Origin of the sequence: Mycobacterium sp. MYCO198283 (assembly GCF_021213805.1) — a bacterium.
Classification (GTDB): domain Bacteria; phylum Actinomycetota; class Actinomycetes; order Mycobacteriales; family Mycobacteriaceae; genus Mycobacterium.
In genome coordinates this window covers 93,672-120,523 of sequence record NZ_JAJQJI010000006.1, presented here as the reverse complement: position 1 = coordinate 120,523, position 26,852 = coordinate 93,672, and the positions used below count along the sequence as shown (strand labels likewise).

The 26,852-nt window shown below is 72.9% G+C and carries 24 protein-coding genes; 12 read left to right on the top strand and 12 right to left on the bottom strand.

Annotated elements, in window-relative coordinates; translation table 11 throughout:
• Window positions 1-15 precede the first annotated feature (15 nt).
• Window positions 16-750, top strand: a complete 735-nt coding sequence (locus LV457_RS13090; protein WP_232171614.1) for a CPBP family intramembrane glutamic endopeptidase — start codon at window positions 16-18, stop codon at window positions 748-750.
• A gap of 52 nt (window positions 751-802) precedes the next feature.
• On the opposite strand, the gene LV457_RS13085 is transcribed toward LV457_RS13090, so the two are convergent.
• The 3 genes from LV457_RS13085 to LV457_RS13075 form a co-directional block, all read right to left on the bottom strand.
• The gene (locus tag LV457_RS13085) at window positions 803-1,762 is read right to left on the bottom strand and encodes an APA family fibronectin-binding glycoprotein (protein ID WP_305071245.1); all 960 of its coding nucleotides are present in this window, start codon (window positions 1,760-1,762) and stop codon (window positions 803-805) included.
• A gap of 100 nt (window positions 1,763-1,862) precedes the next feature.
• Entirely contained in the window at window positions 1,863-2,936 is a 1,074-nt protein-coding gene (locus LV457_RS13080) for a sulfate/molybdate ABC transporter ATP-binding protein (RefSeq protein WP_232171612.1), read from the bottom strand.
• Window positions 2,933-3,724, bottom strand: a complete 792-nt coding sequence (locus LV457_RS13075) for an ABC transporter permease (protein WP_232171611.1) — start codon at window positions 3,722-3,724, stop codon at window positions 2,933-2,935. Before LV457_RS13075 ends, LV457_RS13080 begins: the two co-directional genes overlap by 4 nt.
• Window positions 3,725-3,838: 114 nt before the next feature.
• Between LV457_RS13075 and LV457_RS13070 the strand changes: the two genes are divergently transcribed.
• Window positions 3,839-4,510: an SDR family oxidoreductase gene (locus tag LV457_RS13070; RefSeq protein WP_232171610.1), complete on the top strand. Its 672-nt coding sequence runs from the start codon at window positions 3,839-3,841 to the stop codon at window positions 4,508-4,510.
• Window positions 4,511-4,676: 166 nt separating this feature from the next.
• A complete protein-coding gene (locus LV457_RS13065; RefSeq protein ID WP_232171609.1) occupies window positions 4,677-6,050 on the top strand; it encodes an NAD(P)/FAD-dependent oxidoreductase in 1,374 nt (457 codons plus the stop codon).
• Here LV457_RS13065 and LV457_RS13060 read toward each other — a convergent pair.
• From LV457_RS13060 to LV457_RS13025, 8 genes are all read right to left on the bottom strand, one after another.
• Window positions 6,047-6,682: an urease accessory protein UreD gene (locus LV457_RS13060; RefSeq protein ID WP_232171608.1), complete on the bottom strand. Its 636-nt coding sequence runs from the start codon at window positions 6,680-6,682 to the stop codon at window positions 6,047-6,049. The genes LV457_RS13065 and LV457_RS13060 overlap by 4 nt on opposite strands.
• The gene (gene ureG / locus LV457_RS13055) at window positions 6,682-7,362 is read right to left on the bottom strand and encodes an urease accessory protein UreG (protein ID WP_232171607.1); all 681 of its coding nucleotides are present in this window, start codon (window positions 7,360-7,362) and stop codon (window positions 6,682-6,684) included. The genes LV457_RS13060 and ureG overlap by 1 nt, the downstream gene beginning before the upstream one ends.
• Before the next feature lie 22 nt (window positions 7,363-7,384).
• Complete coding sequence (locus LV457_RS13050) at window positions 7,385-8,020, bottom strand: urease accessory protein UreF (protein WP_232171606.1); 636 nt, start codon at window positions 8,018-8,020, stop codon at window positions 7,385-7,387.
• A complete protein-coding gene (locus LV457_RS13045) occupies window positions 8,020-9,741 on the bottom strand; it encodes an urease subunit alpha (RefSeq protein WP_232171605.1) in 1,722 nt (573 codons plus the stop codon). Before LV457_RS13045 ends, LV457_RS13050 begins: the two co-directional genes overlap by 1 nt.
• Window positions 9,738-10,073 carry an urease subunit beta gene (locus LV457_RS13040; RefSeq protein WP_232171604.1) on the bottom strand — a complete coding sequence of 112 codons (336 nt, stop codon included), beginning with the start codon at window positions 10,071-10,073 and terminating at the stop codon, window positions 9,738-9,740. The genes LV457_RS13045 and LV457_RS13040 overlap by 4 nt, the downstream gene beginning before the upstream one ends.
• The gene (locus LV457_RS13035) at window positions 10,070-10,372 is read right to left on the bottom strand and encodes an urease subunit gamma (protein WP_232171603.1); all 303 of its coding nucleotides are present in this window, start codon (window positions 10,370-10,372) and stop codon (window positions 10,070-10,072) included. Before LV457_RS13035 ends, LV457_RS13040 begins: the two co-directional genes overlap by 4 nt.
• A gap of 47 nt (window positions 10,373-10,419) precedes the next feature.
• Window positions 10,420-10,815, bottom strand: coding sequence for a PaaI family thioesterase (locus LV457_RS13030; protein WP_232171602.1), 396 nt, complete (start codon window positions 10,813-10,815; stop codon window positions 10,420-10,422).
• Window positions 10,816-10,968: 153 nt separating this feature from the next.
• The gene (locus LV457_RS13025; RefSeq protein ID WP_232171601.1) at window positions 10,969-11,688 is read right to left on the bottom strand and encodes an iron reductase; all 720 of its coding nucleotides are present in this window, start codon (window positions 11,686-11,688) and stop codon (window positions 10,969-10,971) included.
• A 214-nt stretch (window positions 11,689-11,902) separates the two neighbouring features.
• Here LV457_RS13025 and LV457_RS13020 point away from each other — a divergent pair, with 214 nt between their 5' ends.
• From LV457_RS13020 to LV457_RS12980, 9 genes are all read left to right on the top strand, one after another.
• Window positions 11,903-12,319 carry a BlaI/MecI/CopY family transcriptional regulator gene (locus tag LV457_RS13020; protein WP_232171600.1) on the top strand — a complete coding sequence of 139 codons (417 nt, stop codon included), beginning with the start codon at window positions 11,903-11,905 and terminating at the stop codon, window positions 12,317-12,319.
• A 14-nt stretch (window positions 12,320-12,333) separates the two neighbouring features.
• Entirely contained in the window at window positions 12,334-13,254 is a 921-nt protein-coding gene (locus LV457_RS13015; protein ID WP_232171599.1) for a M56 family metallopeptidase, read from the top strand.
• Window positions 13,255-13,313: 59 nt separating this feature from the next.
• Window positions 13,314-14,759: an NADP-dependent phosphogluconate dehydrogenase gene (gene gndA, locus LV457_RS13010; protein WP_232171598.1), complete on the top strand. Its 1,446-nt coding sequence runs from the start codon at window positions 13,314-13,316 to the stop codon at window positions 14,757-14,759.
• Between the two features lie 41 nt (window positions 14,760-14,800).
• A complete protein-coding gene (locus tag LV457_RS13005; RefSeq protein WP_232171597.1) occupies window positions 14,801-16,249 on the top strand; it encodes a GuaB1 family IMP dehydrogenase-related protein in 1,449 nt (482 codons plus the stop codon).
• A 109-nt stretch (window positions 16,250-16,358) separates the two neighbouring features.
• A complete protein-coding gene (locus LV457_RS13000; RefSeq protein ID WP_232171596.1) occupies window positions 16,359-17,732 on the top strand; it encodes a hemolysin family protein in 1,374 nt (457 codons plus the stop codon).
• The gene (locus LV457_RS12995; RefSeq protein ID WP_232171595.1) at window positions 17,729-18,784 is read left to right on the top strand and encodes a hemolysin family protein; all 1,056 of its coding nucleotides are present in this window, start codon (window positions 17,729-17,731) and stop codon (window positions 18,782-18,784) included. The genes LV457_RS13000 and LV457_RS12995 overlap by 4 nt, the downstream gene beginning before the upstream one ends.
• Complete coding sequence (locus LV457_RS12990; RefSeq protein WP_232171594.1) at window positions 18,777-19,634, top strand: 3-methyladenine DNA glycosylase; 858 nt, start codon at window positions 18,777-18,779, stop codon at window positions 19,632-19,634. Before LV457_RS12995 ends, LV457_RS12990 begins: the two co-directional genes overlap by 8 nt.
• A gap of 55 nt (window positions 19,635-19,689) precedes the next feature.
• Window positions 19,690-21,882 carry a malate synthase G gene (locus LV457_RS12985; RefSeq protein WP_232171593.1) on the top strand — a complete coding sequence of 731 codons (2,193 nt, stop codon included), beginning with the start codon at window positions 19,690-19,692 and terminating at the stop codon, window positions 21,880-21,882.
• Between the two features lie 85 nt (window positions 21,883-21,967).
• Entirely contained in the window at window positions 21,968-23,965 is a 1,998-nt protein-coding gene (locus tag LV457_RS12980) for a substrate-binding and VWA domain-containing protein (RefSeq protein ID WP_232171592.1), read from the top strand.
• 9 nt (window positions 23,966-23,974) lie between these two features.
• On the opposite strand, the gene gcvP is transcribed toward LV457_RS12980, so the two are convergent.
• On the bottom strand, window positions 23,975-26,836 hold the full coding sequence (gene gcvP / locus LV457_RS12975; RefSeq protein ID WP_232171591.1) for an aminomethyl-transferring glycine dehydrogenase: 2,862 nt from the start codon (window positions 26,834-26,836) through the stop codon (window positions 23,975-23,977).
• Window positions 26,837-26,852 lie beyond the last annotated feature (16 nt).

Sequence of the window (26,852 nt, the reverse complement as noted above, 5' to 3'; positions counted from 1 at the left end):
GTAGCATCGGCCGCCATGACCACCGCCGTCGCCGAGCGCGCCACGCCGCCGCGGCCGCAGCTGCACCTCGACATCGCCGTCGTCGTCGCCGTGCTGACCGCCACCAACCTGATCGCGCACTTCACGACGCCGTGGGCCGGTGTCGCCGCCGTGCCGCTCGCCGCCGTCGGTCTGCTGCTGCTGGTCCGCTCGCGGGGCCTCGGTTGGTCGGAGCTCGGGCTGGGCCGCCACCAGTGGCGCAGCGGGGCGCGCTACGCGGCGGCCGCCGTGGCCGCGGTCGGGTCGGTGGTGGCCGTCGGCGCGCTGTTGCCGTGGACGCGCCCGATGTTCCTCAACGACAACTACGCGACGGTGTCGGGCGCGCTGATCGCGTCGATGCTCGTCATCCCGCTGCAGACCGTCATCCCCGAGGAGATCGCCTTCCGCGGCGTGCTGCACGGGGCGCTCGACCGCGCGTGGGGCTTCCGCGGGGTGGCGGCCGTCGGCTCCCTGCTGTTCGGGCTGTGGCACATCGCCACGTCCCTGGGGCTGACCGCCAGCAACGTCGGGTTGACGCGCCTGCTCGGCGGCGGGATCGCCGGCGTGGCGGCCGGGGTGGTGCTCGCGGTGCTGGCGACCGGCGCCGCCGGGTTCGTCTTCAGCTGGCTGCGGCGCCGCAGCGGGAGCCTGCTCGCGCCCATCGCGCTGCACTGGTCGCTCAACGGCATGGGCGCGCTGGCGGCCGCGGCCGTCTGGCACTGGTCGGGCTGAGAACGACGAACGGCCGCCCGCTCGATGCGGGCGGCCGTTCGCCGTCGGTTGGTTACGCCGGTGGCGCCATGCCGGGCACCGGTTCGGTGATCGGCACCGGGACGCCGACGCCGGGCCGCGCGGGCGGTGGCGGCGGCGGGGCGTTCGGATCCGGCGGCGGTGGCGGAGCGTTCGGGTCGGGTGGCGGCGGCGCGGGCGGCGGTGTCCACGGCCGGATGGATTGGGCCAGCGCGACCGCCGCGGCCTTGTCGACCGGGTTCGCGGCGGTGCCCAGCCAGACCACGAAGTAACGCGTCGGCGCGACCCCGCGGTTGGCAGCTCCCCGCGGCGGGTTGTCGCCGATGGCAGCCGCCCAGATCTGGCCGTTCGGCTTCGCCTCGTCGGCGAAGTCGACCTCGTAGTAGGACGCGGTGCCCGTCAGCCCACCCGCGTTGAGCGGCACGGTCTCCTGGTTGATCCGGGTGCCCTGGAACGGCATGTAGAACTCGCCCATGTCTGAGGCCAGCCGTACGGCGGCCTTGGCGTTGTCCGGCTCCGCGCCGGCGAACAGCTTCAGGTCGAGCGGCCCGAGCAGGATCGTCGTGTCGTTCGGCGGCGCGGTCTGGCCGGCGGCCGGTGCCTTGGTGAGCACCGCCGAGCCGTAGCTGATGCGGCTCGGGTCTCCGACCCGCCAGCCGGCGGGCGGCACGTAGGTGAAGCGGCCCGACTCGCTGGTGACCCGACCCGCCTCCGGCGCCGGCGGGGCGTTCGGATCGGCCGGCGGCACCGGTGCGTTGGGATCGGCGGGCGGGGCCGGCGGCGCGGGCGGAGCGTTTGGGTCGGGCGGCGCCGGAGCGGCCGGCGGCGCACCCGCGCTGTTGCCCGGCGGGGGCGGCGACGGTGACGGATCGGGATCGGCGAGTGCGGTGGCCGGGACGGTCAACGCGATGGCCACGGCACCTGCGACCGCCGGCATCGCCAGTCTCGTCCAGCGGCCCGCACCTCGGTTCGGGCTCGGGTCGGGCTGCTGCATGGGGACGAAACTACCGTGTTACCGCCGTGACGCAAGTGTGAGGTGCTCACAAAAGTGACCTGCGCGGGCGGTGCCGGATGTGGCCGGATCCGACAGCTGATCAGCGCCGGCGGGGCAGCAGCCGCACCTGGGTTGCCTTCACCGCGAAGTGGACCCGGTCCCCGACCGCCAGGCGCAGGTCGCTGGCCGCGGCCGGGGTGACATCGGCGGCCAGCCCCGGCCCGCCGTCGGGCTGATCGGTGCCTCGCACCCGCACCATCGAACCCTCGGGCGTCAGCTCGGCCACCGTCACGGCCACGGTGTTGCGAGGGCTGCCGCGGGGTGGCTCGGGGAACACGGCGACCGCCGCCGGCGCGAACAGCGCCACCGCGCGCTGGGCGGTCGGCAGCGGCGTTTCGGCGACGCCGTACCACCGCTCGCCCCAGCTGGTGACCACACAGCCCCCGTCCGCGACGGTGCCCGCCACCAGGTTGATGCCGGCGAATCGGGCGGCGAACCGGCTGTGCGGCACGCTCAGGACCGCGGCGGCCGGGCCGGATTCGGCGACCCGGCCCGCCTCGATCACCGCCACGCGGTCGGCGAGCGTCAGCACGTCGACCAGATCGTGGGTCACCAGCACCGCGCTGCGGCCGTCGCGGGTGAGCACCCGGCGCAGCAGCTGGCGCAGCCCCGACGCCGCGGCGACGTCCAGGCCGGCCAGCGGTTCGTCGAGCAGCAGTGCATCGGGTTCGCTCGCCAGCGTCCGCGCGATCGCCACCCGTTGGGCTTGGCCGCCCGACAGCTCGCGGGGGCGGCGCCCGGCAAGCTCCTCGGCGCCCACCTCGGCCAGCCAGCGCTGCGCGGCGCGGCGCCGCTGCGCCCGGCGGCCCCGCGCCGCGAACGCCACGTTGTGCAGTACCGACAGGTGCGGGAACAGCAGCGGGTCCTGCAGCAGCAGGCCGACGCGGCGGGTGTGCGCCGCGGCGTGGCAGCCCGCGGCGGTGTCGGTCAGCACCCGATCGCCCAGCAGCACCTCGCCGGCGTCGGGCCGCAGCAACCCGGCGACGACGTGCAGCAGGGTCGACTTGCCCGCGCCGTTGGGGCCCAGCAGGGCGAGCACCTCGCCCGCGGCCACCTCGAGGGCGACGTCCACGCCGCGGGCGGCCACCTCCGCACGCACCCGCAGCCGGCTCACGGCGGCGCCTGCGCGCCCCGCAGCCGGCGCGCGCCGACCGCGATGACGACGACCGCGGCCACCACCACGAGCAGCATGGACAGGGCGACGGCCGCGTCGGGGTCGCTCTCGCGCTGCAGATAGATCTCCAGCGGCAGGGTGCGCGTCACACCCGCGCGGGAGCCTGCGAAGGTGAGCGTGGCGCCGAACTCGCCCAGCGCGCGGGCGAACGCCAGCACCGCGCCGGAGAGCAGCCCGGGGGCCAGCAGCGGCAGCGTCACCCGCCACCACACCCGCGCCGGCGAGGCGCCCAAGGTGGCGGCCGCCGTCTCGTAGCGGCTGCCGGCGGTGCGCGCCGCGCCCTCCAGCGCCACGACGAGGAACGGCAGCGACACGAACGCCTGCGCCAGGACGACGGCCGTCGTCGAGAACGCGACCTGCACGCCCGCGGCCTCCAGGTAGCGGCCCACCAGGCCCAGCCGCCCGAACGCGTACAGCAGCGCCAGCCCACCGACCACCGGCGGCAGCACCAGCGGCAGCAGGATCAGCGGCCGCACGGCGCGCAGCCAGCGGGCGTCGCTGCGGGCCAGTACCAGCGCCATCGGCACACCGAGCGCGAGCACCAGCGCGGTGCTCGCGGTCGCGGTGCGCAGGCTGAGCAGCAGCGCCTCGCGCGCGCCGGTGATCAGCGGCCAGAACCGCGACCAGTCGACCCGCCACGCGAGCGCGGCGAGCGGCAGCACCACCAGCACCGCCCCGAGGAGCGCCGGGACGGCCAGCCACCGGGGCAATCCGCTCGCAGCCGGCATGCGGAGGAATGTAGGCGACGCGGCACCGGCCGCGGCCCGGCGCGTCATTTCCGGCTCAAGCTACCGTCCAGTAACATCGGTGGGAATCTCGACGCCGAACGCAGGAGGCAAGGCATGGACGTGCTGGTCACCGGTGGTGATACCGAACTCGGCCGCACCGTCGCCCAAACTTTCGGCGACGCCGGCCACCGCGTCACCATCACGGGTGCGCGCCGCGAGGAGCTCGAGGTCACGGCGAAGGAGCTCGACGTCGACGCCGTGGTGTGCGACAGCCTCGACGCCGCTGCGCTGGCCGGGGCGGTGCCGCAGCTGCCCCAACACCTCGACACCATCGTGAACGTGCCCACGCCGGTGTTCTCCCCCGGCGACCCGCGCACCTACACCCTCGCCGAGCGGGCGCAGGCGTGGCGGGCGGCGCTGGACGGCACGGTGCTGTCCGCCGTGCTGACCGTGAGCGCCGTCGGCGACCACCTCCGCTCGGGCGGGTCGATCGTCACCGTCGTCGCCGAGAACCCGAAGCCCGGCAGCGCCGACGCGGCGGCCAAGGCGGCCGTCGCGGACTGGACCAGCGGGCAGGCCGAGTACTTCGGCACCCGCGGCATCACCATCAACGCCGTGGCGGCGGGCCGCGGCACCGACGCCGGCTACGACGGCGTCACCGACCACACCGGCGGGGCCGCCGCGGAGATCGCCCGGCTGGCGCTGTTCCTCACCGGATCGGCCGCCCGCCACATCACCGGGCAGACCCTGCACGTCGGTCACCGCGCGCTCGACGCCCTGCGCTGACCCGCGGGTCGCGCGGCTGGCATTTCGGGTGCCCACCGGCCCTGCGGGTTACGGGCCGGTGACCGCGGGTATCGCGGAGGTGCACGCCACGGCACGGGCGCGACGACGTCGCACGCCCCGGCTACGGTAGACACCGGAACTGACTGAAGAGGTCGAGGAGCCACCCATGAGCCATCCCGGAGCCACCGAATCCGACCGCCACCGCGTGGTGATCATCGGATCGGGTTTCGGCGGGCTGACCGCCGCCAAGGCGCTCAAGCGGGCGAACGTCGACATCAAGCTGATCGCCAGCACCACGCACCACCTGTTCCAGCCGCTGCTCTACCAGGTGGCGACGGGCATCATCTCCGAGGGCGAGATCGCGCCCGCCACCCGCGTGATCCTGCGGAAGCAGAAGAACGTGCAGGTGCTGCTCGGCGACGTCACCCGGATCGACCTGGTCAACAAGACCGTGGATTCCGATCTGCTGGGACACCCCTACAAGACGCCCTACGACAGCCTCATCGTCGCGGCCGGCGCCGGGCAGTCCTATTTCGGCAACGACCACTTCGCCGAGTTCGCCCCCGGCATGAAGTCCATCGACGACGCGCTGGAGCTGCGCGCCCGCATCCTGGGCGCCTTTGAGCAGGCGGAGCGCTCCAGCGACCCGGCCCGCCGGCAGAAACTGCTGACGTTCACGGTGGTGGGTGCGGGGCCGACCGGCGTCGAGATGGCCGGGCAGATCGCCGAGCTCGCCGACCACACCCTCAAGGGGGCGTTCCGCAGCATCGACTCCACAAAGGCGCGGGTGATCCTGCTCGACGCCGCCACCGCGGTGTTGCCGCCGATGGGCGAGAAGCTGGGGAAAAAGGCGCAGGCCCGGCTCGAGAAGATGGGCGTCGAGATCCAGCTCGGCGCCATGGTCACCGACGTGGACCGCAACGGGATCACCGTCAAGGACTCCGACGGCACCATCCGCCGCATCGAGTCGGCGTGCAAGGTGTGGTCGGCCGGGGTGTCGGCGAGCCCGCTGGGACAGGATCTCGCCGAGCAGTCCGGCGTCGAGCTGGACCGCGCGGGCCGCGTCAAGGTGCTGCCCGACTTGACCATCCCGGGCCACCCGAACGTGTGGGTGGTGGGTGACATGGCGTTCGTGCCGGGTGTGCCGGGGCAGGCCCAGGGCGCCATCCAGGGCGCGAAGTACGCCGCCAGCTGCCTCAAGGCCGAGCTCAAGGGCGCCGATCCGGCGGCGCGCAAGCCGTTCGAGTACTTCGACAAGGGTTCGATGGCCACGGTGTCGCGGTACAGCGCGGTCGCGAAGATCGGCCCGTTGGAGTTCGGCGGGTTCATCGCGTGGCTGGCCTGGCTGTTCCTGCACCTCATCTACCTCGTCGGCTGGAAGGCCCGGCTGACCACCGCGCTGTCGTGGATCAGCACCTTCCTCGGCAGCAACCGCGGCCAGCTCACCATCACCGAGCAGCAGGCGTATGCGCGCACCCGGCTGGAGAACCTCGAGGAGATCGCCGCCGAGCTGAAGAAGACGGAGAAACAGGCCAGCTAACCGCGAAGCCGGCGCCCCTGCCAGGTGCTGAGGGATCCGCCGCCGGCCAGCGCCAGCACCGTCCGGTGCGGGTCCCCGGGTTGCACGGTGGGATAGCGCAGTTCGCTCACCAGGGCCAGCGGTGCGGCGATCATGTCGTGTCCGGGCGCGCCGTCGCCCAGCTCCACGCGGTGGCGCAGCAACGGGCCGTCGGCGACGTCGACGTGCAGCGACCCCGAGAAGAACCCGTCGGCCTCCCCCGACCGGCCGACCTGCACCCGTTCACGCAGCCGCAGCTCACCGGTTTCGGCGAGTTCCGCGACGACCGCCGCGCGGTGGCGGGCGGCGGCGGCCACCACCGTCGGTTCCAGATCGAGGTCCAGGCGGCCGCCCACCTGCAGGTCGACGCTGCTCGACGAGCCGGCGACGGCGGGTCCGGGCAGCGCGACCGTGGCGGCGACGCTGCGCAGCCGCAGCGCCGCACCGGCGGCCACGATCACCCGCAGCGCGATCGTGTCGCCGCCCAGCGGCGTCGCCGCCGCCGACACCAGGTGCACGGTGCCGGCGCCGGTGATCCGGGCGGCGATGCCGCCGCGGCATTCGATGCGCGGCAGCCGGCCCGGGCACGCCGCGATCAGGACCTCGGAGTGCATCAGGCGTGCTGCGCCACCTGCAGCTGCGTGGCGACCCAGGCGCGCACCGGGCCGGCGGTCGGATCCTCGGTCAGCGAGATGAGCACCGTCGGCCGGCCCTGCCGCACGGCGGCGGCGTCGCGGCGCATCACGTCCAGGTCGGCGCCCACCAGCGGCGCGAGGTCGGTCTTGTTGACCACCAGCAGATCCGAGAACGTCACACCCGGCCCGCCCTTGCGGGGCACCTTGTCGCCGCCGGCGACGTCGATGACGAAGATCTGCGCGTCGACGAGTCCCGACGAGAAGGTGGCGGTGAGGTTGTCGCCGCCGGACTCCACCAGGATCAGGTCGAGGTGGTCGTGCGCGGCGATCAGGTCGTCGATCGCGTCCAGGTTGGCGGTGATGTCGTCGCGGATCGCGGTGTGCGGGCACCCGCCGGTCTGCACCGCGGCGATGCGGTCGTCGGGCAGCACGGCGTGGCGGCGCAGGAAGTCGGCGTCCTCGGTGGTGTAGATGTCGTTGGTCAGCACCGCCAGCGAGAGCTCGTCACGCAGGGTGCGGCACAGCGCGGCGACGAGCGCGGTCTTGCCCGAGCCGACGGGTCCGCCGATGCCGATGCGCAGCGGCTCCCCGGGTCGGCGCACCCGCTTCGGGCGGGCGGGGTGGGTGTGGGGTTCGTCGTCGGTGACGTGCGGGGGCATGGGCGGCCTTTCGCGTCGGCGGTCAGGAGGCGAACAGCGGTCGGTCGCGTTCGGTGTGGCGCTGCGCGAGCACGTCGAGCAGCGGGTCGGACAGGTCGGCGGGCTCGCGGGCGGCGGCGGCCGCGACCTCGTCGCACAGGGCGGCGAGCGCGAAGGTCGCCGCGGCGACGTCGCCGGGATCGAGCGCGAGGAGCCGCTGGGCGGCGGTCGCCGAGCCGGTCATCGTGGTGTAGACCAGCGCGTGCGCCGTCTGCTGCGGCGTGAGCCCGGCGGCCGCCCCGACCGCGCCGGCCGCCACCGCGAGGTGCGGGGTCGCGCCGAGCGGATCCCAGTCTTCGTCGGGCCACACCCGCCGGGCCAGCCGCAGCAACCCGCGGCCCTGCGCGCGCGACGCGGCGCGCGCGGCGGGCGCCGGGGTGCGGGCGTCGGTTTCCCGGTCGGCGGCCGCGACGGTCCACCGCCCGCCGTGGACGGCGGCGGCGACCGACGCCGCCACCAGCCCCGAGGTGCGGACCCGCCGCACCAGGTAGGCCCGCAGCGTCGGGAGGTCGCCGACGAGCCCACTGGTCACCGCTTCCTCGACGCCGCCGGAGTGCACGTGTCCGCCGGTGGGCAGCCGCGAGTCGGCGAGGGCGAGCAGGGTCGTCAGCCGGCTCATCAGAACAGGAAGTAGCGCTGGGCCATCGGCAGCTCGGCGGCGGGCTCTTCGCGCCACACGTCGCCGTCGATGCGCACGGTGAACGTGTCCGGGTCGACCTCGATGCGCGGCATCGCGTCGTTGAGCGGCAGGTGGGCCTTGGTCACCGCTCGGACGTCCTTGACCGCCACCAGCCGCCTGCGCACGTCGATCCGGCCGGCCAGCCCGTCCTCGACGGCCTGCGGCGCGACGAAGTGCACCGAGGTGGCCGCCGCGGCGGCGGGAGCGGCGCCGAACATCGGCCGCGGCAGCACCGGCTGCGGGGTGGGGATGGAGGCGTTCGCGTCGCCCATCGCAGCCCAGGCGATCGCGCCGCCCTTGACCACCGCGTGCGGGCGGACGCCGAAGAACGCCGGCTCCCACAGCACCAAGTCGGCGAGCTTGCCGACCTCCACCGAGCCGATCTCGGCGTCCAGACCGTGCGCGACGGCCGGGCAGATCGTGTACTTGGCGACGTAGCGCCGGGCCCGCAGGTTGTCGTTGCGCCCGTCACCGGCCAGCGCGCCGCGGCGGCGTTTCATCACGTGCGCGGTCTGCCAGGTGCGCAGCACCACCTCGCCGATGCGGCCCATCGCCTGGGCGTCGCTGCCGATCATCGAGATGGCCCCGATGTCGTGCAGCAGATCCTCGGCGGCGATGGTCGACGGCCGGATCCGGCTCTCGGCGAACGCCAGGTCCTCCGGCACGCTCGGGTTGAGGTGATGGCACACCATGAGCATGTCGAGGTGCTCGTCGAGGGTGTTGACGGTGTGCGGGCGGGTCGGGTTCGTCGAGCTCGGCAGCACGTACGGTTCGGCGGCGACGGTGATGATGTCCGGCGCGTGCCCGCCCCCGGCGCCCTCGGTGTGATAGGCGTGGATCGACCGCCCGGCGATCGCGGCGACGGTGTCCTCGACGAAGCCGGCCTCGTTGAGCGTGTCGGAGTGCAGCGCGACCTGCACGCCCGCGGCGTCGGCCACCGTCAGGCAGGCGTCGATGGCCGCCGGTGTGGACCCCCAGTCCTCGTGCAGCTTGAAACCCGAAGCGCCGGCGCGCAACTGCTCCCACATCGAGGCGGCGTTGACGGTGTTGCCCTTGCCGAGCAGCGCGACGTTCATGGGCCAGGCGTCCAGCGCCTCGAGCATGCGGGCCAGATGCCAGGCGCCGGGCGTGACGGTGGTGGCCTTGCTGCCCTCCGCGGGCCCGGTGCCGCCGCCGATCATCGTGGTGATGCCGCCTGCCAGCGCCTCGGCCATGATCTGCGGACAGATGAAGTGCACGTGGCAGTCGATGCCGCCGGCGGTGACGATGCGGCCGTTGCCGGAGATGATCTCCGTGGACGGCCCCACCACCAGGTCGGGGTGGATGCCGTCCATGATGTCGGGGTTGCCGGCCTTGCCGATCGCCGTGATGCGGCCGTCGCGGATGCCGATGTCGGCCTTGACGATTCCCCAGTGGTCGAGGATGACCGCGCCCGTGATGACGGTGTCGGGGGCGCCGTCGGCGCGGGAGGCCCGGCCCTGCCCCATCGACTCGCGCAGCACCTTACCGCCGCCGAACACCGCCTCGTCGCCGGCGAGGCCGGGGCCGCCGCTGCGGTCCTCGGTGATCTCGATGAAGAGGTCGGTATCGGCCAGCCGGATCCGGTCACCGGTGGTGGGGCCGTAGAGGTCGGCGTAGCGCGACCGCGACAGCCGGCTCACCGCAGCCGGCCCGGGGCGTCGCGGCTGATGCCGTAGACCTCACGCGATCCCCGCAGCGGGACCAGCGAAACCTGATGTGCCACACCGGGTTCGAAACGAACGGCGGTGCCGGCCGGGATGTCGAGCCGGCGGCCACGGGCGGCGTCGCGGTCGAAGGACAGCGCGGCGTTGGCCTGCGGGAAGTGCACGTGGCTGCCCACCTGCACCGGCCGGTCGCCGTCGTTGACGACGTGCAGCGTCACCGCGTCGGCGCCCGCGTTGAACTCGATGTCGCCGTCGCCGAACCGGATCTCGCCGGGGATCACGCCGTCGGCCGTCGGTGGCTCGCTCATCCGATCGGGTGGTGCACGGTCACCAGCTTGGTGCCGTCCGGGAAGGTGGCCTCGACCTGGACGTCGGGCAGCATCTCGGGCACGCCGGCCATCACGTCGTCGCGGCTGAGCACCTCGCGCCCGCTGACCATCAACTCGGCCACCGTGCGGCCGTCGCGGGCGCCCTCGAGCAGGTGGTCGGTGATGACGGCGACGGCCTCGGGATGGTTGAGCTGCAGGCCCCGCGCCCGGCGGCGGCGGGCCAACTCGGCCGCATAGGAGATGAGCAGCCGATCCTGCTCATGCGGTGTCAGGCGCATAGCGAGCGATCCTGCCACGGCGGCCCGCGGTCGGCAGGACTCCCGAACTACGTCTGCAGGTTCTGCAGGCGGACCTGCCCGCGGGCGATCACCCGGTCCCGCTCGTCGGTGATCACCACCTGCCACAGCTGTTGTCGACGGCCCCGGTGCAGCGGCGTGGAAGCGCCGTACACGGTGCCCTCGGAGATGGCGCGCAGGAAGTCGGTGTTGTTGTTGACCCCGACCACGTTGCCGCCGCCGTGTTCGGCGAGCCAGGTGTGGGCCGACACGCTCGCCATGGACTCGATCATCGAGCAGTACACGCCGCCGTGGACGATCCCGAACGGCTGCAACAACTTCGGCGCGACGGTGAGGTGGGCCTTGACGCCGTCGGGGGTCACCTCGGTGTAGGTGAGCCCGAGCTGGGCATCGAACGGCGCTTCGTAGTCGGGCGTTTCGGTCACCTGCTGAGTGTCCACTCGCCGGCCCCGGAGCTGGCGGCGGGGCCCCGGGGGATCCCGGGGCCCCGCCGTTCGAGGGGACCGGGGGTCGCTGCAGCCCTCAGGACACCGGCTCAGTCCGCACGCTCGAACACCGAAAGAATAGGCAAGGCTGCCCTAATTAAGCAAGCCCTTCCGCACGGGCAGCCCGAAGCTCACGAAGGCGTCCAGCACCGCCTGGCCGCGGCGTTCCCCGGCGGCCCTGCCGCTGCCGGCGAGCAGCGGGACGTGGGTGGCGGCGCCGACGACCGCCGACCCGACGATCCGCCACATCGTCGCGACCGGCATCGCGCCACCGCTGACGCGGTGCAGCTCGGTGAACAGCGGCGTCAGGGTGCGGTGGCAGCGGTGGGCGGTCCAGGTGGCGAGCGCCGCCTCACCGGGTAGCCGCACCACCCGCGCGTCGCCGTCGTAGGGGTCGTCGTCGAGCATCCGCACGGTCGGGTCGACCACGCCGACCCAGTCGATTACGCCGTCGGAGTCGACGTGCACCCACAGGTTCTCCAGTCCGGGATCCCACGCGCGAGCTTCGAGCGCCACCAGCGCGACGACACGGCCGACGACCACGTGCGCGAGCGTGGCGGCCAGCTGGCGGGCGGCCGTCGGGGGGCCGACGTCGCGGCGCTGGGCGTCGAACATGGTCTGCAGCCGCTCCCCCGTGACGGCGTCGGCCAGCGGCCACCACCGCCGGCGGGAGACGTCGGACATCACCGCTACACCGGACACCCGCGGGCTCTCCGGATACAGCTCGCGCAACCGGCGGCTCGACGCGTGCAGGGGCAGTGGACGCCGGATGGTCATCCCGGCGATCAACGGGTCGTCGATCACGATGGTCATGGGCCGCCTCCGGTAAGTTAGGTAAGCCTTACTATAAAGGCACGAAAGAGGGAGGCGATTGGCTGTGAGCGGACTCACAACGCCGCCGCGGCGGCGCGCTGAACAGCGGGGAGATCCGGCGACGGCCCCGCCGCGCGTGCGGCGGGCGCTGGATACGACGCGCGGTAGTACCGCAGGAGTACGCTGGCCGAACCGCTGTGGAGAAGAACGGAGCGTGGCGAAAGTGGCCCGGTTAGGCGAACTCGAACGCGCGGTCATGGACCAGCTGTGGTCGGCGCCGGAGCCGCAGACCGTCCGTCAGGTGCACGAGGCGCTCTCCGAACGGCGCGACCTCGCCTACACCACCGTGATGACGGTGCTGCAGCGGCTCGCCAAGAAAGACCTGGTGGTGCAGCATCGCGACGACCGCGCCCACCGGTACGCCCCGCGCCACGGCCGCGACGAGCTGGTCGCCGGGCTCATGGTGGACGCGCTCGAACAGGCCGAGGACTCCGGCGGCCGGGAGGCGGCGCTCGTGCACTTCGTCGAGCGCGTCGGCGCCGACGAAGCCGACGCGCTGCGCCGCGCACTGGCCGATCTGGAGGCGAAACACCGCACCGCGCCACCCGGTGGCACGGTGGGCACCGACTGAGGGACACTGTGAGGGTGTCCGCGCTGGCGTTCGCCCTCCTGGCGTTGCTTCTCGTGGGGCCCGTTCCGGCGCTGCTCGCACGGGCCGGGTGGCCGCTGCGGGCACCCCGCGCCGCGCTGGTGCTGTGGCAGGCCATCGCCGTCGCCGCCGTGCTGTCGGCGTTCTCCGCGGGGATCGCCATCGCGAGCCGGCTCTTCGCGCCCGGCCCCGACGGCCGGCCCACCGCCACCATCACCAGCGAGATCGACGCGCTCGGCGGGCCGCTGTGGGTGCTCTACGTCGGCGTGCTGGCTGCCACGCTGCTCGTCGGCGCCCGGCTGATGGTGTCGGTGCTGCGCGTGGCCGTCGCCACCCGCCGCCGCCGCGCCCGCCACCGCATGGTGATCGACCTGGTGGGCGACCGGCCCTCGGCGGACCTGCGCATCCTCGGCGTGGCGCAGCCGCTCGCCTACTGCCTGCCCGGCGTGCGCAGCCGCGTCGTCGTCAGCGAGGGTGCGCTCGACGCGCTCACCGACCGCGAGATCACCGCCCTGCTCAGCCACGAGCGCGCACACCTGCGCGCCCGCCACGACCTGGTGCTCGAAGCGTTCACCGCCGTCCACGCCGCCTTCCCGCGGTTCGTCCGAAGCGCCAGCGCGCTGAGCGCCGTGCGGCTGCTGGTGGAGCTGCTGGCCGACGACGCCGGCGTTCGCGCCGCCGGGCGCACCCCGCTGGCACGCGCCCTGGTGGCGTGCGCCGGCAGCCACACCCCGAAGGGTGCGCTGGCCGCCGGCGGGACGAGCACCGTGGTGCGGGTGCGCCGGCTCGGCGGGCGGGGAAACAGCGTGCTGCTCGCCGCGGCCGCCTACGCCACCGCCGCCGCCGTGCTCGTCGTCCCCACGATCGCGCTGGCCGTGCCGTGGCTGACCGAGATGCAGCGGCTGTTCCTCGGCTGAACCCCGTTCCGCACGCATCGACGGCGATCGCGCGCACCACCGCAACTGAGAGGCGTTCCATGACGGATCAAGGCAAGGCGCAGATCGGTGTCACCGGGCTGGCGGTGATGGGCTCCAACATCGCGCGCAACTTCGCCCGCCACGGCTACACCGTCGCCCTGCACAACCGCTCGGTCGCCAAGACCGATGCGCTGCTGGATCAGCACGGCTCCGAAGGCTCGTTCATCCGCACCGAGACCATCGCGGAGTTCCTCGCCGCGCTCGAACGGCCGCGCCGGGTGCTCATCATGGTGAAGGCGGGCGACGCCACCGACGCGGTGATCGGCGAGCTGGCCGACGCCATGGAGGACGGCGACATCATCATCGACGGCGGCAACGCGCTCTACACCGACACCATCCGGCGCGAGCAGGCGATGCGCGAGCGCGGGCTGCACTTCGTCGGCGCGGGCATCTCCGGTGGCGAGGAGGGCGCGCTCAACGGGCCGTCGATCATGCCGGGCGGGCCGAAGGAGTCCTACGAGAGCCTCGGGCCGTTGCTGGAGGGGATCTCCGCCCACGTCGACGGTGAGCCGTGCTGCGCGCACATCGGGCCCGACGGCGCCGGACACTTCGTGAAGATGGTGCACAACGGCATCGAGTACTCCGACATGCAGCTGATCGGTGAGGCCTACCACCTGCTCCGCGACGCGCTGGGCCTGTCCGCCGGCGAGATCGCCGACGTGTTCACCGAGTGGAACTCCGGCGACCTCGACAGCTTCCTCGTCGAGATCACCGCCGAGGTGCTGCGGCAGACCGACGCCAAGACGGGCAAGCCGCTCGTCGACGTCATCGTCGACGAAGCCGAGCAGAAGGGCACCGGGCGGTGGACCGTCAAGTCCGCGCTGGACCTCGGCGTGCCGGTCACCGGGATCGCCGAGGCGGTGTTCGCCCGGGCGCTGAGCGGTTCGGTGCCGCAGCGCAAGGCGACCACCGGCCTGGCTTCCGGTGAGCTCGGCGACACTCCCGCCGACGCCCGGCGGTTCGTCGACGACGTCAGCAAGGCGCTGTACGCGTCGAAGATCATCGCCTACGCGCAGGGCTTCAACCAGATCCAGGCGGGCAGCGCCGAGTACGGCTGGGACATCACCCCCGGGGTGCTCGCCACCATCTGGCGCGGCGGCTGCATCATCCGGGCGAAGTTCCTCAACCGCATCAAGGACGCCTTCGACGACAACCCCGAGCTGGCCACGCTGATCGCCGCGCCGTACTTCCGCGACGCGATCGAGAGCGCGATCGACAGCTGGCGCCGCGTCGTCGTCACCGCCACCCAGCTGGGGATCCCGGTGCCCGGCTTCGCCTCGGCGCTGTCCTACTACGACGCCCTGCGCACCGAGCGGCTGCCCGCGGCGCTGACCCAGGGGCTGCGCGACTACTTCGGCGCCCACACCTACGGGCGCGTCGACGCCGAGCGCGGCCAGAAGTTCCACACGCTGTGGAGCGGCGACCGCAGCGAGGTCCCCGCCTGACGGATCAGCCGCGGCGGCCGACCGACCTAGACTCGAGGCCGATGCGATTCCTGACCGGTCACCGCCCGCCCTACGACCTCACCTACGACGACGTCTTCATCGTCCCGAACGCCACCGACGTGGCGTCGCGGTTCGACGTCGACCTCGCCACCGTGGACGGGTCGGGCACGACGATTCCCATCGTGGTCGCCAATATGACGGCCGTCGCGGGCCGGCGGATGGCCGAGACGGTCGCCCGCCGCGGCGGTTTGGTGGTGCTGCCGCAGGACCTGCCGATCACCGCCGTCGAGCAGACCGTCGGCTTCGTCAAGAGCCGCGATCTGGTGGCCGACACCCCCGTCGTCCTCGCGCCCGACGACGCCGTCTCCGACGCGCTGGCGTTGCTGCACAAGCGTGCGCACGGCGCGGCCGTCGTCGTGGACGTGAGCGACGGGATCGGCCGCCCGGTCGGCCTGGTCACCGAGGCCGCGTGCGCCGGCGTCGACCGGTTCGCCCGCGTGCGCGACGTTGCCACCACCGACTTCGTCACCGCGCCCGCCGGCACCGAGCCGCGCAAGGTCTTCGACCTGCTGGAGCACGCCCCGGTGGGCGTCGCGGTGCTCACCGACGGCGACGGCGCGCTGGCCGGAGTGCTCACCCGCACCGGCGCGATCCGCGCCGGGCTCTACACCCCGGCGGTCGACGCTGCGGGCCGGCTGCGCATCGCGGCGGCGCTCGGCATCAACGGCGACGTCGCCGCCAAGGCGCGGGCGCTGGTGGACGCCCGGGTGGACCTGCTGGTCGTCGACACCGCGCACGGCCACCAGGCCAAGATGCTCGACGCGGTCCGGGCGGTCGCCGCGCTCGACCTCGGGGTGCCCCTCGCGGCGGGCAACGTGGTCTCCGCCGCGGGCACGCGGGACCTGATCACCGCGGGTGCGTCCATCGTGAAGGTCGGCGTGGGCCCGGGCGCCATGTGCACCACCCGGATGATGACCGGCGTCGGCCGGCCGCAGTTCTCCTCGGTGCTCGAGTGCGCGGCGGCAGCCGCCGAACTCGGCGGCCACGTGTGGGCCGACGGTGGCATCCGCCACCCGCGTGACGTGGCGCTGGCGCTGGCCGCCGGTGCGTCCAACGTGATGATCGGCTCTTGGTTCGCCGGCACCTACGAGTCGCCGGGCGACCTGCTGCGCGACCGCGACGGCCGGCCGTACAAGGAGAGCTACGGCATGGCGTCGAAGCGGGCCGTCGCCGCCCGCACCGCCGGCGACGGCGCGTTCGACCGCGCCCGCAAGGCGTTGTTCGAGGAGGGCATCTCGACGTCGCGGATGGCGCTGGACCCGGCGCGCGGCGGTGTCGAGGACCTGCTGGACCACATCACCTCCGGCGTCCGGAGCACCTGCACGTACGTGGGCGCGAAGACACTGCCCGAGCTGTACGAACGGGTGGTCGTCGGGGTGCAGTCGGCGGCGGGGTTCGCCGAGGGACATCCGCTGCCCACCGGTTGGTGAGGCGGTTGGCCCGGCCGGCAGCGGCTACCATGGGCCCGACCGCGCCCACCGAGGAAAGGGTCTTCGTGCCGCAGGCACCCGTCGGGGCCGCCAGTCCGGTGACACCGCGATGAGCGTGCTGACCACCGTCCTGGGCATCCTCGGCTTCGTCGTCCTCACCTTCGGCACGGCGGTGTTCGTTGCGGCGGAGTTCTCCCTGACCGCGCTCGAGCGCAGCACCGTCGAGTCCAACGCGCGCGACGGCGGCCGCCGCGACAAGCTGGTGCGCCGCGCCCACCACACGCTGTCCTTCCAATTGTCGGGCGCCCAGATCGGCATCTCGATCACCACGCTGGCCACCGGCTACCTGGCCGAACCGCTGGTCGCCCGGCTGCTCGCGCCCGGCCTCACCGCCCTGCACCTGCCGCCGCACTGGGTCGAGGGCGTCGCGCTGGCGTTGTCGCTGCTGATCGCCACGTCGCTGTCCATGGTGTACGGCGAACTGGTGCCGAAGAACCTCGCGGTGGCGCACCCGGCTCCGACCGCCCGGGCGGTGGCCGGCCCGCAGCTGCTGTTCTCGATGGTCGCGCGCCCGCTGATCTCGCTGACCAACGGCACCGCCAACTGGGTGCTGCGGCGGTTCGGCATCGAGCCCGCCGACGAGCTGCGCTCCGCCCGCTCGCCGCAGGAACTGCTGTCGCTGGTGCGCAACTCGGCCCGCCACGGCGCCCTGGACCCGGTGACCGCGACGCTGGTCGACCGCTCACTGCAGTTCGGCACGCTGACCGCCGAGGAGCTGATGACCCCGCGCTCGAAGATCGAGGCGCTGCAGAGCGACGACACCGTGGCCGACCTGATCGCCAAGGCGATGGAGACCGGGCACTCCCGCTTCCCGATCGTGCGGGGCGACCTGGACGAGACGGTCGGCATCGTGCACGTCAAGCAGGTTTTCGAGATACCCCCGGACCAGCGGGCGAACACCACGCTGGACCGGCTCGCGCAGACCGTGGCCGTCGTGCCGTCCACCCTCGACGGCGACGCGGTGATGAGCCAGATCCGCGCCAACGGCCTGCAGACCGCGCTGGTCGCCGACGAGTACGGCGGCACCGCGGGCATGGTGACCGTCGAGGACCTCATCGAGGAGATCGTCGGCGACGTCCGCGACGAACACGACGAGCTCACGCCCGACGTGGTCGCCGCCGGCGACAGCTGGCGCGTGTCGGGCCTGCTGCGCATCGACGAGGTGGCGGCCGCGACCGGCTACCGCGCGCCGGAGGGCGAATACGACACCATCGGCGGGCTGGTGCTCCAAGAGCTCGGCCACATCCCGCGCACCGGGGAGACGGTCGAGCTGATCGCCTTCGACCCCGACGGCCTGCTCGAAGACGATCCGGTGCGCTGGCAGGCCCGCGTCGCCCGGATGGACGGCCGCCGCATCGACCTACTGGACCTCACCCAGCTCACCGGCGCCCGCACCCAGCCCGACCCGGGTGATAAGCGGTGAGCGGCGACATCTTCGGCGTGCTGCTGACCGTATTCCTGCTCGCGGCCAACGCCTTCTTCGTCGGCAGCGAGTTCGCGCTGATCTCGGCCCGCCGCGACCGCCTGGAGGCGCTGGCCGAACAGGGCAAGCGCCGCGCGGTCACGGTGATCCGGGCCGGCGAGCACCTGTCGTTGATGCTGGCCGGCGCGCAGCTCGGGATCACCCTGTGCTCGATCCTGCTGGGCCGCGTCGGCGAGCCGGCGGTGGCGCACCTGCTGGAGAAGCCGTTCGGCGTGCTCGGGGTGCCCGACGCGGTGCTGCACACCGTGTCGTTCGTCATCGCGCTGGCCGTCGTGGTGACGCTGCACGTGCTGCTCGGCGAGATGGTGCCGAAGAACATCGCGATCGCCGGCCCGGAGTCGGCGGCCATGCTGCTCATCCCGATCTACCTGGTGTGGCTGCGGGTGGCGCGACCCTTCATCGCCTTCTACAACTGGATGGCGAACATCAGCCTGCGCGCCGTCGGGGTCCAGGTGCGCGACGAGCTGGACGTGACGGTGTCGAGCGTCCAGCTGTCGGAGATGATCGCCGAGTCCGTGTCGGAGGGCCTGCTCGATCGCGAGGAACACACCCGGCTCACCCGTGCGCTGCAGATCCGCAACCGGGTGGTCGCCGACATCGCGGTGCCGGTCGACCGGATCCGCACCGTCCCGGGTGCGGCCGACGGCGCCGGGCCGCGGGTGGCCGAGCTGGTCACCGCGCTCAGCGAAACCGGCTATTCGCGGTTCCCGGTCGTCGACGCCGACAAGCGCTTCACCGGCTACGTCCACATCAAGGACGTGCTGTCGCTGGTCGACGACCCGGACGCCGTCGTCGACGCCGACCTGGTGCGCCCGCTGCCCACCGTGCCGCCCACGCTGGCCCTGCCCGACGCGCTGTCGCGGCTGCGGCGCAACAACTCCCATCTGGCGCTCGTCACCGCTCCCGACGGGCAGGTGGTGGCCATGGTGGCCCTGGAGGATCTGGTCGAGGATCTCGTGGGCACCGTCCGCGACGGCACCCACCGTGTCTGAGGAGGTGCTCGACGCCGCGGAGTGGACAGTCCGCGACCAGCGCCACCGCAGCCGGGCCGATGCGCTCGTGGCACCGCTGACCGGCGCCGGGCCGCACCCGGTGTGGGACTTCCTGTTCACCTACTACAGCCTGCGGCCCGGCGCGCTGCGCCGCTGGCAACCGGGATACGGCACGGTGCTGGCCGGCCCGCCGGCGCGGCGCTTCCTGTCCCGCAGCGGGTACCGCGAACATCCGGCCGGCGTGACGGTGTCCACGACGTACCTGCGCTCCCGCGCCGGCACCGTGGCGTTTGTCGCCGACCTGCTCGCCGCCACCGCGTCGCGCCCGGCGCGGCTCACCTGCTTCGGGCTGCACGAGTGGGCGATGGTGTACCGCACGTCGGCGGTCCGTCACGACCGGGTGCCGCTGCGGTTGGGCGGCGCGGGCACCGACGCCGTGGTCGAGTCGATGCCGCTGCGCTGCTGCCACTTCGACGCCTACCGGTTCTTCACCCCCGCCGCCGCGGCGCGCAACGAGGAGTCGCTGAGCCGGGAGCGCCAGCTCGCGACCGAGCAGCCCGGGTGTCTGCACGCCGCGATGGACCTCTACAAGCACTGCTACAAGCTGGGCCCGCTGATCGACGCCGAGCTGCTGCTCGACTGTTTCGCGCTCGCCGCCGACGCCCGGGTGCTCGACATGCGCGCCAGCCCGTACGACCTGACGGGATACGGGTTCGCGCCCATCGCCATCGAGACGGCCCGGGGCCGGCGCGAGTACGTCCGCGCGCAGCGGATAATCGCTGAACGGGCGGTGCCGCTGCGGGCGCGGTTGCTGGACCGATGCCATCGGCTGCTCGACGCAGCCGCCTGAGCGAAGTTACCGGCGGGTAAAGTAGCCCAACGCCGGTGTGAGAAGGAGACGACTGATGACCGAACGCGTTGCCGTGGGGAACCTGCGGGTCGCGCCCGTGCTGTACGACTTCATCAACAACGAGGCGCTGCCGGGCACCGGCATCGACGCCGACAGCTTCTGGGCCGGGGTCGACAAGGTGGTGACGGACCTCGGTCCGCGCAACGCGGAGCTCTTGGCCCGCCGCGACGACCTGCAGGCCCAGATCGACCGGTGGCACCGCCAGCGGCTGGGCACCATCGACCCGGCCGAGTACAAGCAGTTCCTCACCGACATCGGCTATCTGCTGCCCGAGCCGGAGGACTTCACCGTCACCACGGCAGGCGTCGACGCCGAGATCGCCTCGACCGCCGGCCCGCAGCTGGTGGTGCCGATCCTCAACGCCCGCTTCGCCCTCAACGCCGCCAACGCCCGCTGGGGCTCGCTCTACGACGCGCTCTACGGCACCGACGTCATCGCGGCGGACAACGGCGCGGAGAAGGGCGAGGGCTACAACAAGGTTCGCGGCGACAAGGTGATCGCCTACGCGCGGCGCTTCCTCGACGAGACCGCCCCGCTGGAGCGCGGCTCCTACACCGACGCCACCGGCTTCGCCGTCGAAGACGGTCGGCTGGTCGTCTCCCTCGGCGAGGGCACCGTCGGCCTGGCCGACCCGGCGCAATTCGCCGGCTATCTGGGCGAGGCGTCGTCGCCGACGTCGATCCTGTTGCGCAACAACGGGTTGCACGTCGAGATCCTCATCGACCCCGACTCCCCCATCGGTTCGACCGATGCCGCCGGCGTCAAGGACGTCGTGCTGGAGTCCGCTGTCACCACGATCATGGACTTCGAGGACTCGGTGGCCGCGGTCGACGCCGACGACAAGGTGCTCGGCTACCGCAACTGGCTCGGCCTCAACCGCGGCGACCTGACCGAAGAGGTGACCAAGGGCGGCAAGACCTTCACGCGCCGGCTCAACGAGGACCGCGTCTTCACCGCTCCGGACGGCTCGGAGCTGACGCTTCCCGGGCGGAGCCTGCTGTTCGTCCGCAACGTCGGGCATCTGATGACCAACGACGCGATTCTCAGCGCCGGGGCCGACGGCGAAGAGACCGAGGTTCCCGAAGGCATCCAGGACGCGCTGTTCACCAGCCTGATCGCCATCCACGGCCTGAAGGCCGGCGACGACAACGGGCCGCTGGTCAACAGCCGCACCGGCTCGATCTACATCGTGAAACCGAAGATGCACGGGCCCGACGAAGTGGCCTTCACTTCGGAGCTGTTCAGCCGCGTCGAGGACGTCCTCGGGCTGCCGCAGGCCACCATCAAGGTCGGCATCATGGACGAGGAGCGGCGCACCACGCTGAACCTCAAGGCGTGCATCAAGGCCGCCGCCGACCGCGTGGTGTTCATCAACACCGGCTTCCTCGACCGCACCGGCGACGAGATCCACACCTCCATGGAGGCCGGGCCGATGGTCCGCAAGGGCGCCATGAAGAGCCAGCCCTGGATCAAGGCCTACGAGGACCAGAACGTCGACATCGGCCTGGAGACCGGGTTGTCGGGCCGCGCGCAGATCGGCAAGGGCATGTGGGCGATGACCGATCTGATGGCCGACATGGTCGAACAGAAAATCGGTCAGCCGAAGGCCGGCGCCACCACGGCGTGGGTGCCGTCGCCCACCGCCGCGACGCTGCACGCGATGCACTACCACCAGGTCGACGTGTTCGCGGTGCAGCGCGAGCTGGCAGGCCGGCGGCGGGCGTCCCTCGACGACCTGCTGACCATCCCGCTGGCCGGGGAGCTGGCGTGGGCGCCGGACGAGATCCGCGAGGAGGTCGACAACAACTGCCAGTCGATCCTCGGCTACGTGGTGCGCTGGATCGACGCCGGCGTCGGCTGCTCGAAGGTGCCCGACATCCACAACGTCGCGTTGATGGAGGACCGCGCCACACTGCGCATCTCCAGCCAGCTGCTCGCCAACTGGCTGCGCCACGGCGTGATCACACCCGACGACGTGCGCGCCAGCCTCGAGCGGATGGCGGCGGTCGTCGACAAGCAGAACGAGCGGGATCCGGATTTCAAGCCGATGGCCACCGACCCGGACCGCAGCATCGCGTTCCAGGCCGCCCAGGAACTGATCCTGTCGGGTACCGAGCAGCCCAACGGCTACACCGAGCCGATCCTGCACCGGCGCCGCCGCGAGTACAAGGCGGCCGCCGGGAGCTGATCGCCGAACGTGGTCGCCCCCGCGGGTGACTACAATTCGGCGACGGCGAAAAAGCAGCGGCGACACGGGAAGTCGAGGATCGGGCATGGGTAAGCACAGCATTCCCGACCCCGACGATCAGGACGACCCGGTCGGCGGCGGCCGCCCCGCCGATCCGCCTCCCCCACGTCCCCGCGGGCGTCGGCCGGACGAGCCGGACTACCGCACGCCGTTCGGCGAGGGGCCCTACGGCGACTACGACGACCGGAGCGCCTACGGCGACGACGACGACCGGAGCGCCGAGCCCTATCCCCCCGAGCCCTATCGACCCGAGCCTGCGGAGCCGTCGGATGCCGATGAGCCCGACGACCTCACCTCCGGGCTCACGGCCACCGGCGGGCACCGGGTCGCCGACGAGTGGACCGGCAGCCACCGCACCGTGGCGGCGGGCCGGCGCGGGGTGAGCCGCGGCGTGATCGTCGCGCTGGTCACCGTGGTGGTGGTGGTTGCGGGATTCATCGTGTGGCGGTTCCTCGGCGACGCGCTGTCGGACCGCTCGGGTACCGCTGCGGAGCGGTGTGTCGCCGGCGACGTCGCGGTGCGCGTGGTGGCCGATCCGTCGATCGCCGAGGAGATCGGCCGCTTCGCGCAACGCTTCAACGAGACGGCCGGACCGGTGGGAGACCACTGCCCCAACGTCACCGTCGCGGCCGCCGACTCGAATGCGGTGGTCGGCGGCTTCGCCGGAACGTGGCCCGCCGAGCTCGGCGAGCGCCCGGCGCTGTGGGTGCCCGCGAGCTCGGTGTCGACGGCCCGGCTGGAGGCCATCGCGGGTGACCAGGCAGTCGGCAACAGCCGCTCGCTGGTCACCAGCCCCGTCGTCGTCGCGGTGCGGCCCGAGCTGCGCGACGCGCTGACGCAGCAGGGGTGGGGCGGCCTGCCGGGGCTGCAGACCAACCCGACCGCGCTGGACGCACTCAACCTGCCCGGCTGGGGGTCGCTGCGGCTCGCGCTGCCGACGGCCGGTTCGGCCGACGCGTCCTACCTCGCCGCCGAGGCGGTCGCGGCCGCGTCGGCGCCGCCGGGTGCGCCCGCGACCGCGGGCCTGGGCGCCGTGTCGGCCCTGCGGGCCGGGCAGCCCGACCTTGCCGACGACACCCTCGGCACGGCCATCGATGCGCTGCTCGCCGGCGCCCCGGCGACCAGCCCCGCCCACGCCGTCGTCGTCACCGAGCAGCAGCTCTACCAGCGAGCCGCCAATGTGCCCGACGCCGGACAGCGACTGGCGTCGTGGCTGCCCAACGGCGACGTCCCGACCGCCGACTACCCCACCGCCGAGCTGAACGGCGACTGGCTCTCGACCGAGCAGCGGGAGAGCGCGAACGCGTTCTCGCAGTTCCTGCGTCAGCCCGACCAGCTGAAGGAGTTGGCGGGCGCGGGGTTCCGCACCGACGTCGGGGCACTGCCCAGCAGCGAAGTGACGACCTTCGCGCCGCTGGCGCCGCCGCTGCAGATCGGCGACAACGCGGTGCGGGTGGCGCTGGCCGACGCGGCCACGGCCGCCCCGACCGCCGCGCCGGCCGCGACGATCATGCTCGACACCTCGATGCCGCAGCTGGCCGGTGCCGCCGCGGCGGTGCGCGATCGGCTCGCGGCGCTGGCGCCGAACGCGGCGATCGGGCTGTGGACGTTCAACGGCACGCAGGGCGGCTCGGTCGTCCCCACCGGCCCGCCCGGGGAAGCACTCACCAACGCGCTGAACGGGCTGGCGCCGACATCGGACGGCGCAGTGTCCTTCACCACCCTGCGACTGGCCTACGGCGAGGCCGTCACCAATTTCCGTCCGAACCAACCGAATTCGGTGCTGGTGATCACCGCCGGCCCACACACCGACCGCACCCTCGACGGCCCGGGCCTGCAGGATTACATCCGCGGCGCGGTCGATCCCGCGCGGCCCGTCGCCGTCAACGTCATCGACATCGGCGCCGACCCCGACCGGCCCACCTGGGAGGCCGTCGCCCAGGCGTCCGGCGGCCAGTACCGCAACGTGCCCGCTGCCGACTCCCCCGAACTCGCCGCGGCGGTGGCGGAGCTGCTGGCGTAGCTGTCGCAGCTACTGCGCGAACGCCTCCAGCGGCGGGCAGGAGCACATCAGGTTGCGGTCGCCGTAGGCGCCGTCGATGCGCCGCACCGGCGGCCACACCTTCGGCCGCCAGCCCTTGCCCAGCGGATACGCGGCCTGCGCGCGGCTGTAGGGGTGCGTCCACTCGTCGACGAGCAGGCACTCGGCGGTGTGCGGGGCGTTGGCGAGCGGGTTGTCGTCCGCCGGCCACTCCCCCGACCCCACGCGGTCGATCTCGCCGCGGATGGCGATCATCGCCTCACAGAACGCGTCGACCTCGGCCAGCGACTCGCTCTCGGTGGGCTCGACCATCAGCGTGCCGGCGACGGGGAAACTCATCGTCGGCGCGTGGAAGCCGTAGTCCGCCAGCCGCTTTGCGACGTCGTCGACCGTCACGCCGGTGGCCTTGGTGATCGGCCGCACGTCGAGGATGCACTCGTGGGCCACCATGCCGTTCTCGCCGGTGTAGAGCACCGGGAAGTACTCGTCGAGCCGGCGCGCGATGTAGTTGGCCGACGCGATCGCCGTGAGCGTCGCCCGCCGCAGCCCCGGCGCGCCCATCATCCGGAGGTACGCCCAGGTGATCGGCAGGATCGACGCCGAGCCGTACGGCGCCGCCGACACCGTGTGCTCGTCGCCCAGTTCGTCGGCGAGCGGATGGCCCGGCAGGAACGGCGCCAGGTGCTCGCGCACCGCGACCGGCCCGACGCCCGGCCCGCCGCCGCCGTGCGGGATGCAGAACGTCTTGTGCAGGTTCAGGTGGCTGACGTCGCCGCCGAAACGGCCCGGCCGCGCCAGCCCGACGAGCGCGTTGAGGTTGGCGCCGTCGACGTACACCTGCCCCCCGGCGTCGTGCACGGCCGCGCAGATGGCGGTGACGTCCTGCTCGTAGACGCCGTGCGTGGACGGGTAGGTGATCATCAGCGCCGACAGATCGGCGGCGTGGCTGGCCACCTTGTCGCGCAGGTCGTCGAGGTCGACGTCACCGTTCTCCCGGCAGGCCACGACGACCACCCGCATCCCGGCCAGCGCGGCCGACGCGGCGTTGGTGCCGTGCGCGCTCGACGGGATGAGGCAGACGTCGCGGTGACCTTCACCGCGGCTGGCGTGGTAGGCGCGGATAGCCAACAGCCCGGCGTACTCGCCCTGCGAGCCGGCGTTGGGCTGCAGCGACACCCGGTCGTAGCCGGTGATCGCGACCAGCCAGGATTCGACGTCGGCGATCAGCCGGCGCAGCCCCGGGGTGTCCGACGCCGGCGCGAACGGATGCTGGCGGCCGAACTCCGGCCACGTGACGGCCGCCATCTCGGCGGCCGCGTTGAGCTTCATCGTGCACGAGCCCAGCGGGATCATGCTGCGGTCCAGCGCGATGTCCTTGTCGGCCAGCGACCGCAGGTAGCGCATCATCGCCGTCTCGGTGCGGTAGCGGGTGAATGCTAAATGCGTCAGGAACTCCGAGGTGCGGGTTGCGATCTCCGGGCCGACGAACGGCTCGCCGCCGCGCGTGGCGCCGAACACCCCGAGCACGGTCGCGACGTGCTCGGCGGTGGTCGCCTCGTCGCACGCGATCGACACGTGGTCGGCGTCGACGAGCCACAGGTTGATGCCGTGGCCCTTCGCGGCAGCGACGATCTCCGCCGCCCGGCCCGGCACCCGCACCAGCACCGTGTCGAAGAACGCGTCGTGCACCACCGCAATCCCGGCGTCGGCACCCGCCTCACGCAGGCCCGTCGCCACCGCGCGGGCGTGGCCGTGGACGCGGCGGGCGATCGCGGTGAGTCCCTCGGCGCCGTGGTAGCTGGCGTACATCGCGGCCATCACCGCGAGCAGCACCTGCGCGGTGCAGATGTTGCTCGTCGCCTTGTCGCGGCGGATGTGCTGTTCGCGGGTCTGCAGCGACAGCCGGTACGCCGGCGAGCCGTCCGCGTCGACCGAAACGCCGACCAACCGGCCCGGCAGCTGGCGGGCGTGCTTCATGTGCACGGCGAGGTAGCCGGCGTGCGGGCCGCCGAACCCCATCGGCACCCCGAAGCGCTGGGTGGTGCCGAACGCGACGTCGGCGCCGAGATCGCCGGGCGGGGTGACGAGCGTGCAGGCCAGCAGGTCGGCGCCGACGGCGACGAGCGCGCCGCGCTCATGGGCCTGCTCGACGAGCGAGGACCAGTCGACGAGCCGCCCGCTGGCGCCGGGAAGTTGCACGACGACGCCGAAGAAGTCGCCGTCGGGTAGGCCCTGGGTGAGGTCGGCGGTGACGATCTCGATGTTCAGTGGGGCGGCGCGGGTGGCGAGGATGGCGGCGGTCTGCGGGTACAGGTCGGCGTCCACGGCCAGCCGATGGGTTTTGGCGCGGGTGGCGCGGTGCATCAGCGTCATGGCCTCCGCGGCGGCGGTGCCCTCGTCGAGCATCGACGCGCCGGCCACCTCCAGGCCGGTGAGGTCGGCGACCATGGTCTGGAAGTTCAGCAGCGCCTCGAGCCGGCCCTGGCTGATCTCGGGCTGGTACGGGGTGTACGCGGTGTACCAGGCCGGGTTCTCCATGATGTTGCGCAGCAGCACCGGCGGGGTCAGCGTGTCGAAGTAGCCCTGCCCGATCATCGACACCGCGACGGTGTTGCTGTCGGCGAGCGACCGCAGCTCGGCGAGCGCCTCGTGCTCGCCGACGGGTGCCGGCAGGGCAGCCAGGCCGGCCGCGATGCCGCCGGCGTCGGGCTCCTCGACGATCGAGGACGGCAGCGCCTTGGCGGCCAGCGCGTCGAGCGAGTCGACGCCGATGACGGCGAGCAGCTGCGCGACGGCCGCGTCGTCGGGGCCGATGTGGCGGTCTTCGAAACGGGCGGGCGAATGATCGGACACCGGATCTCCTAGGCGT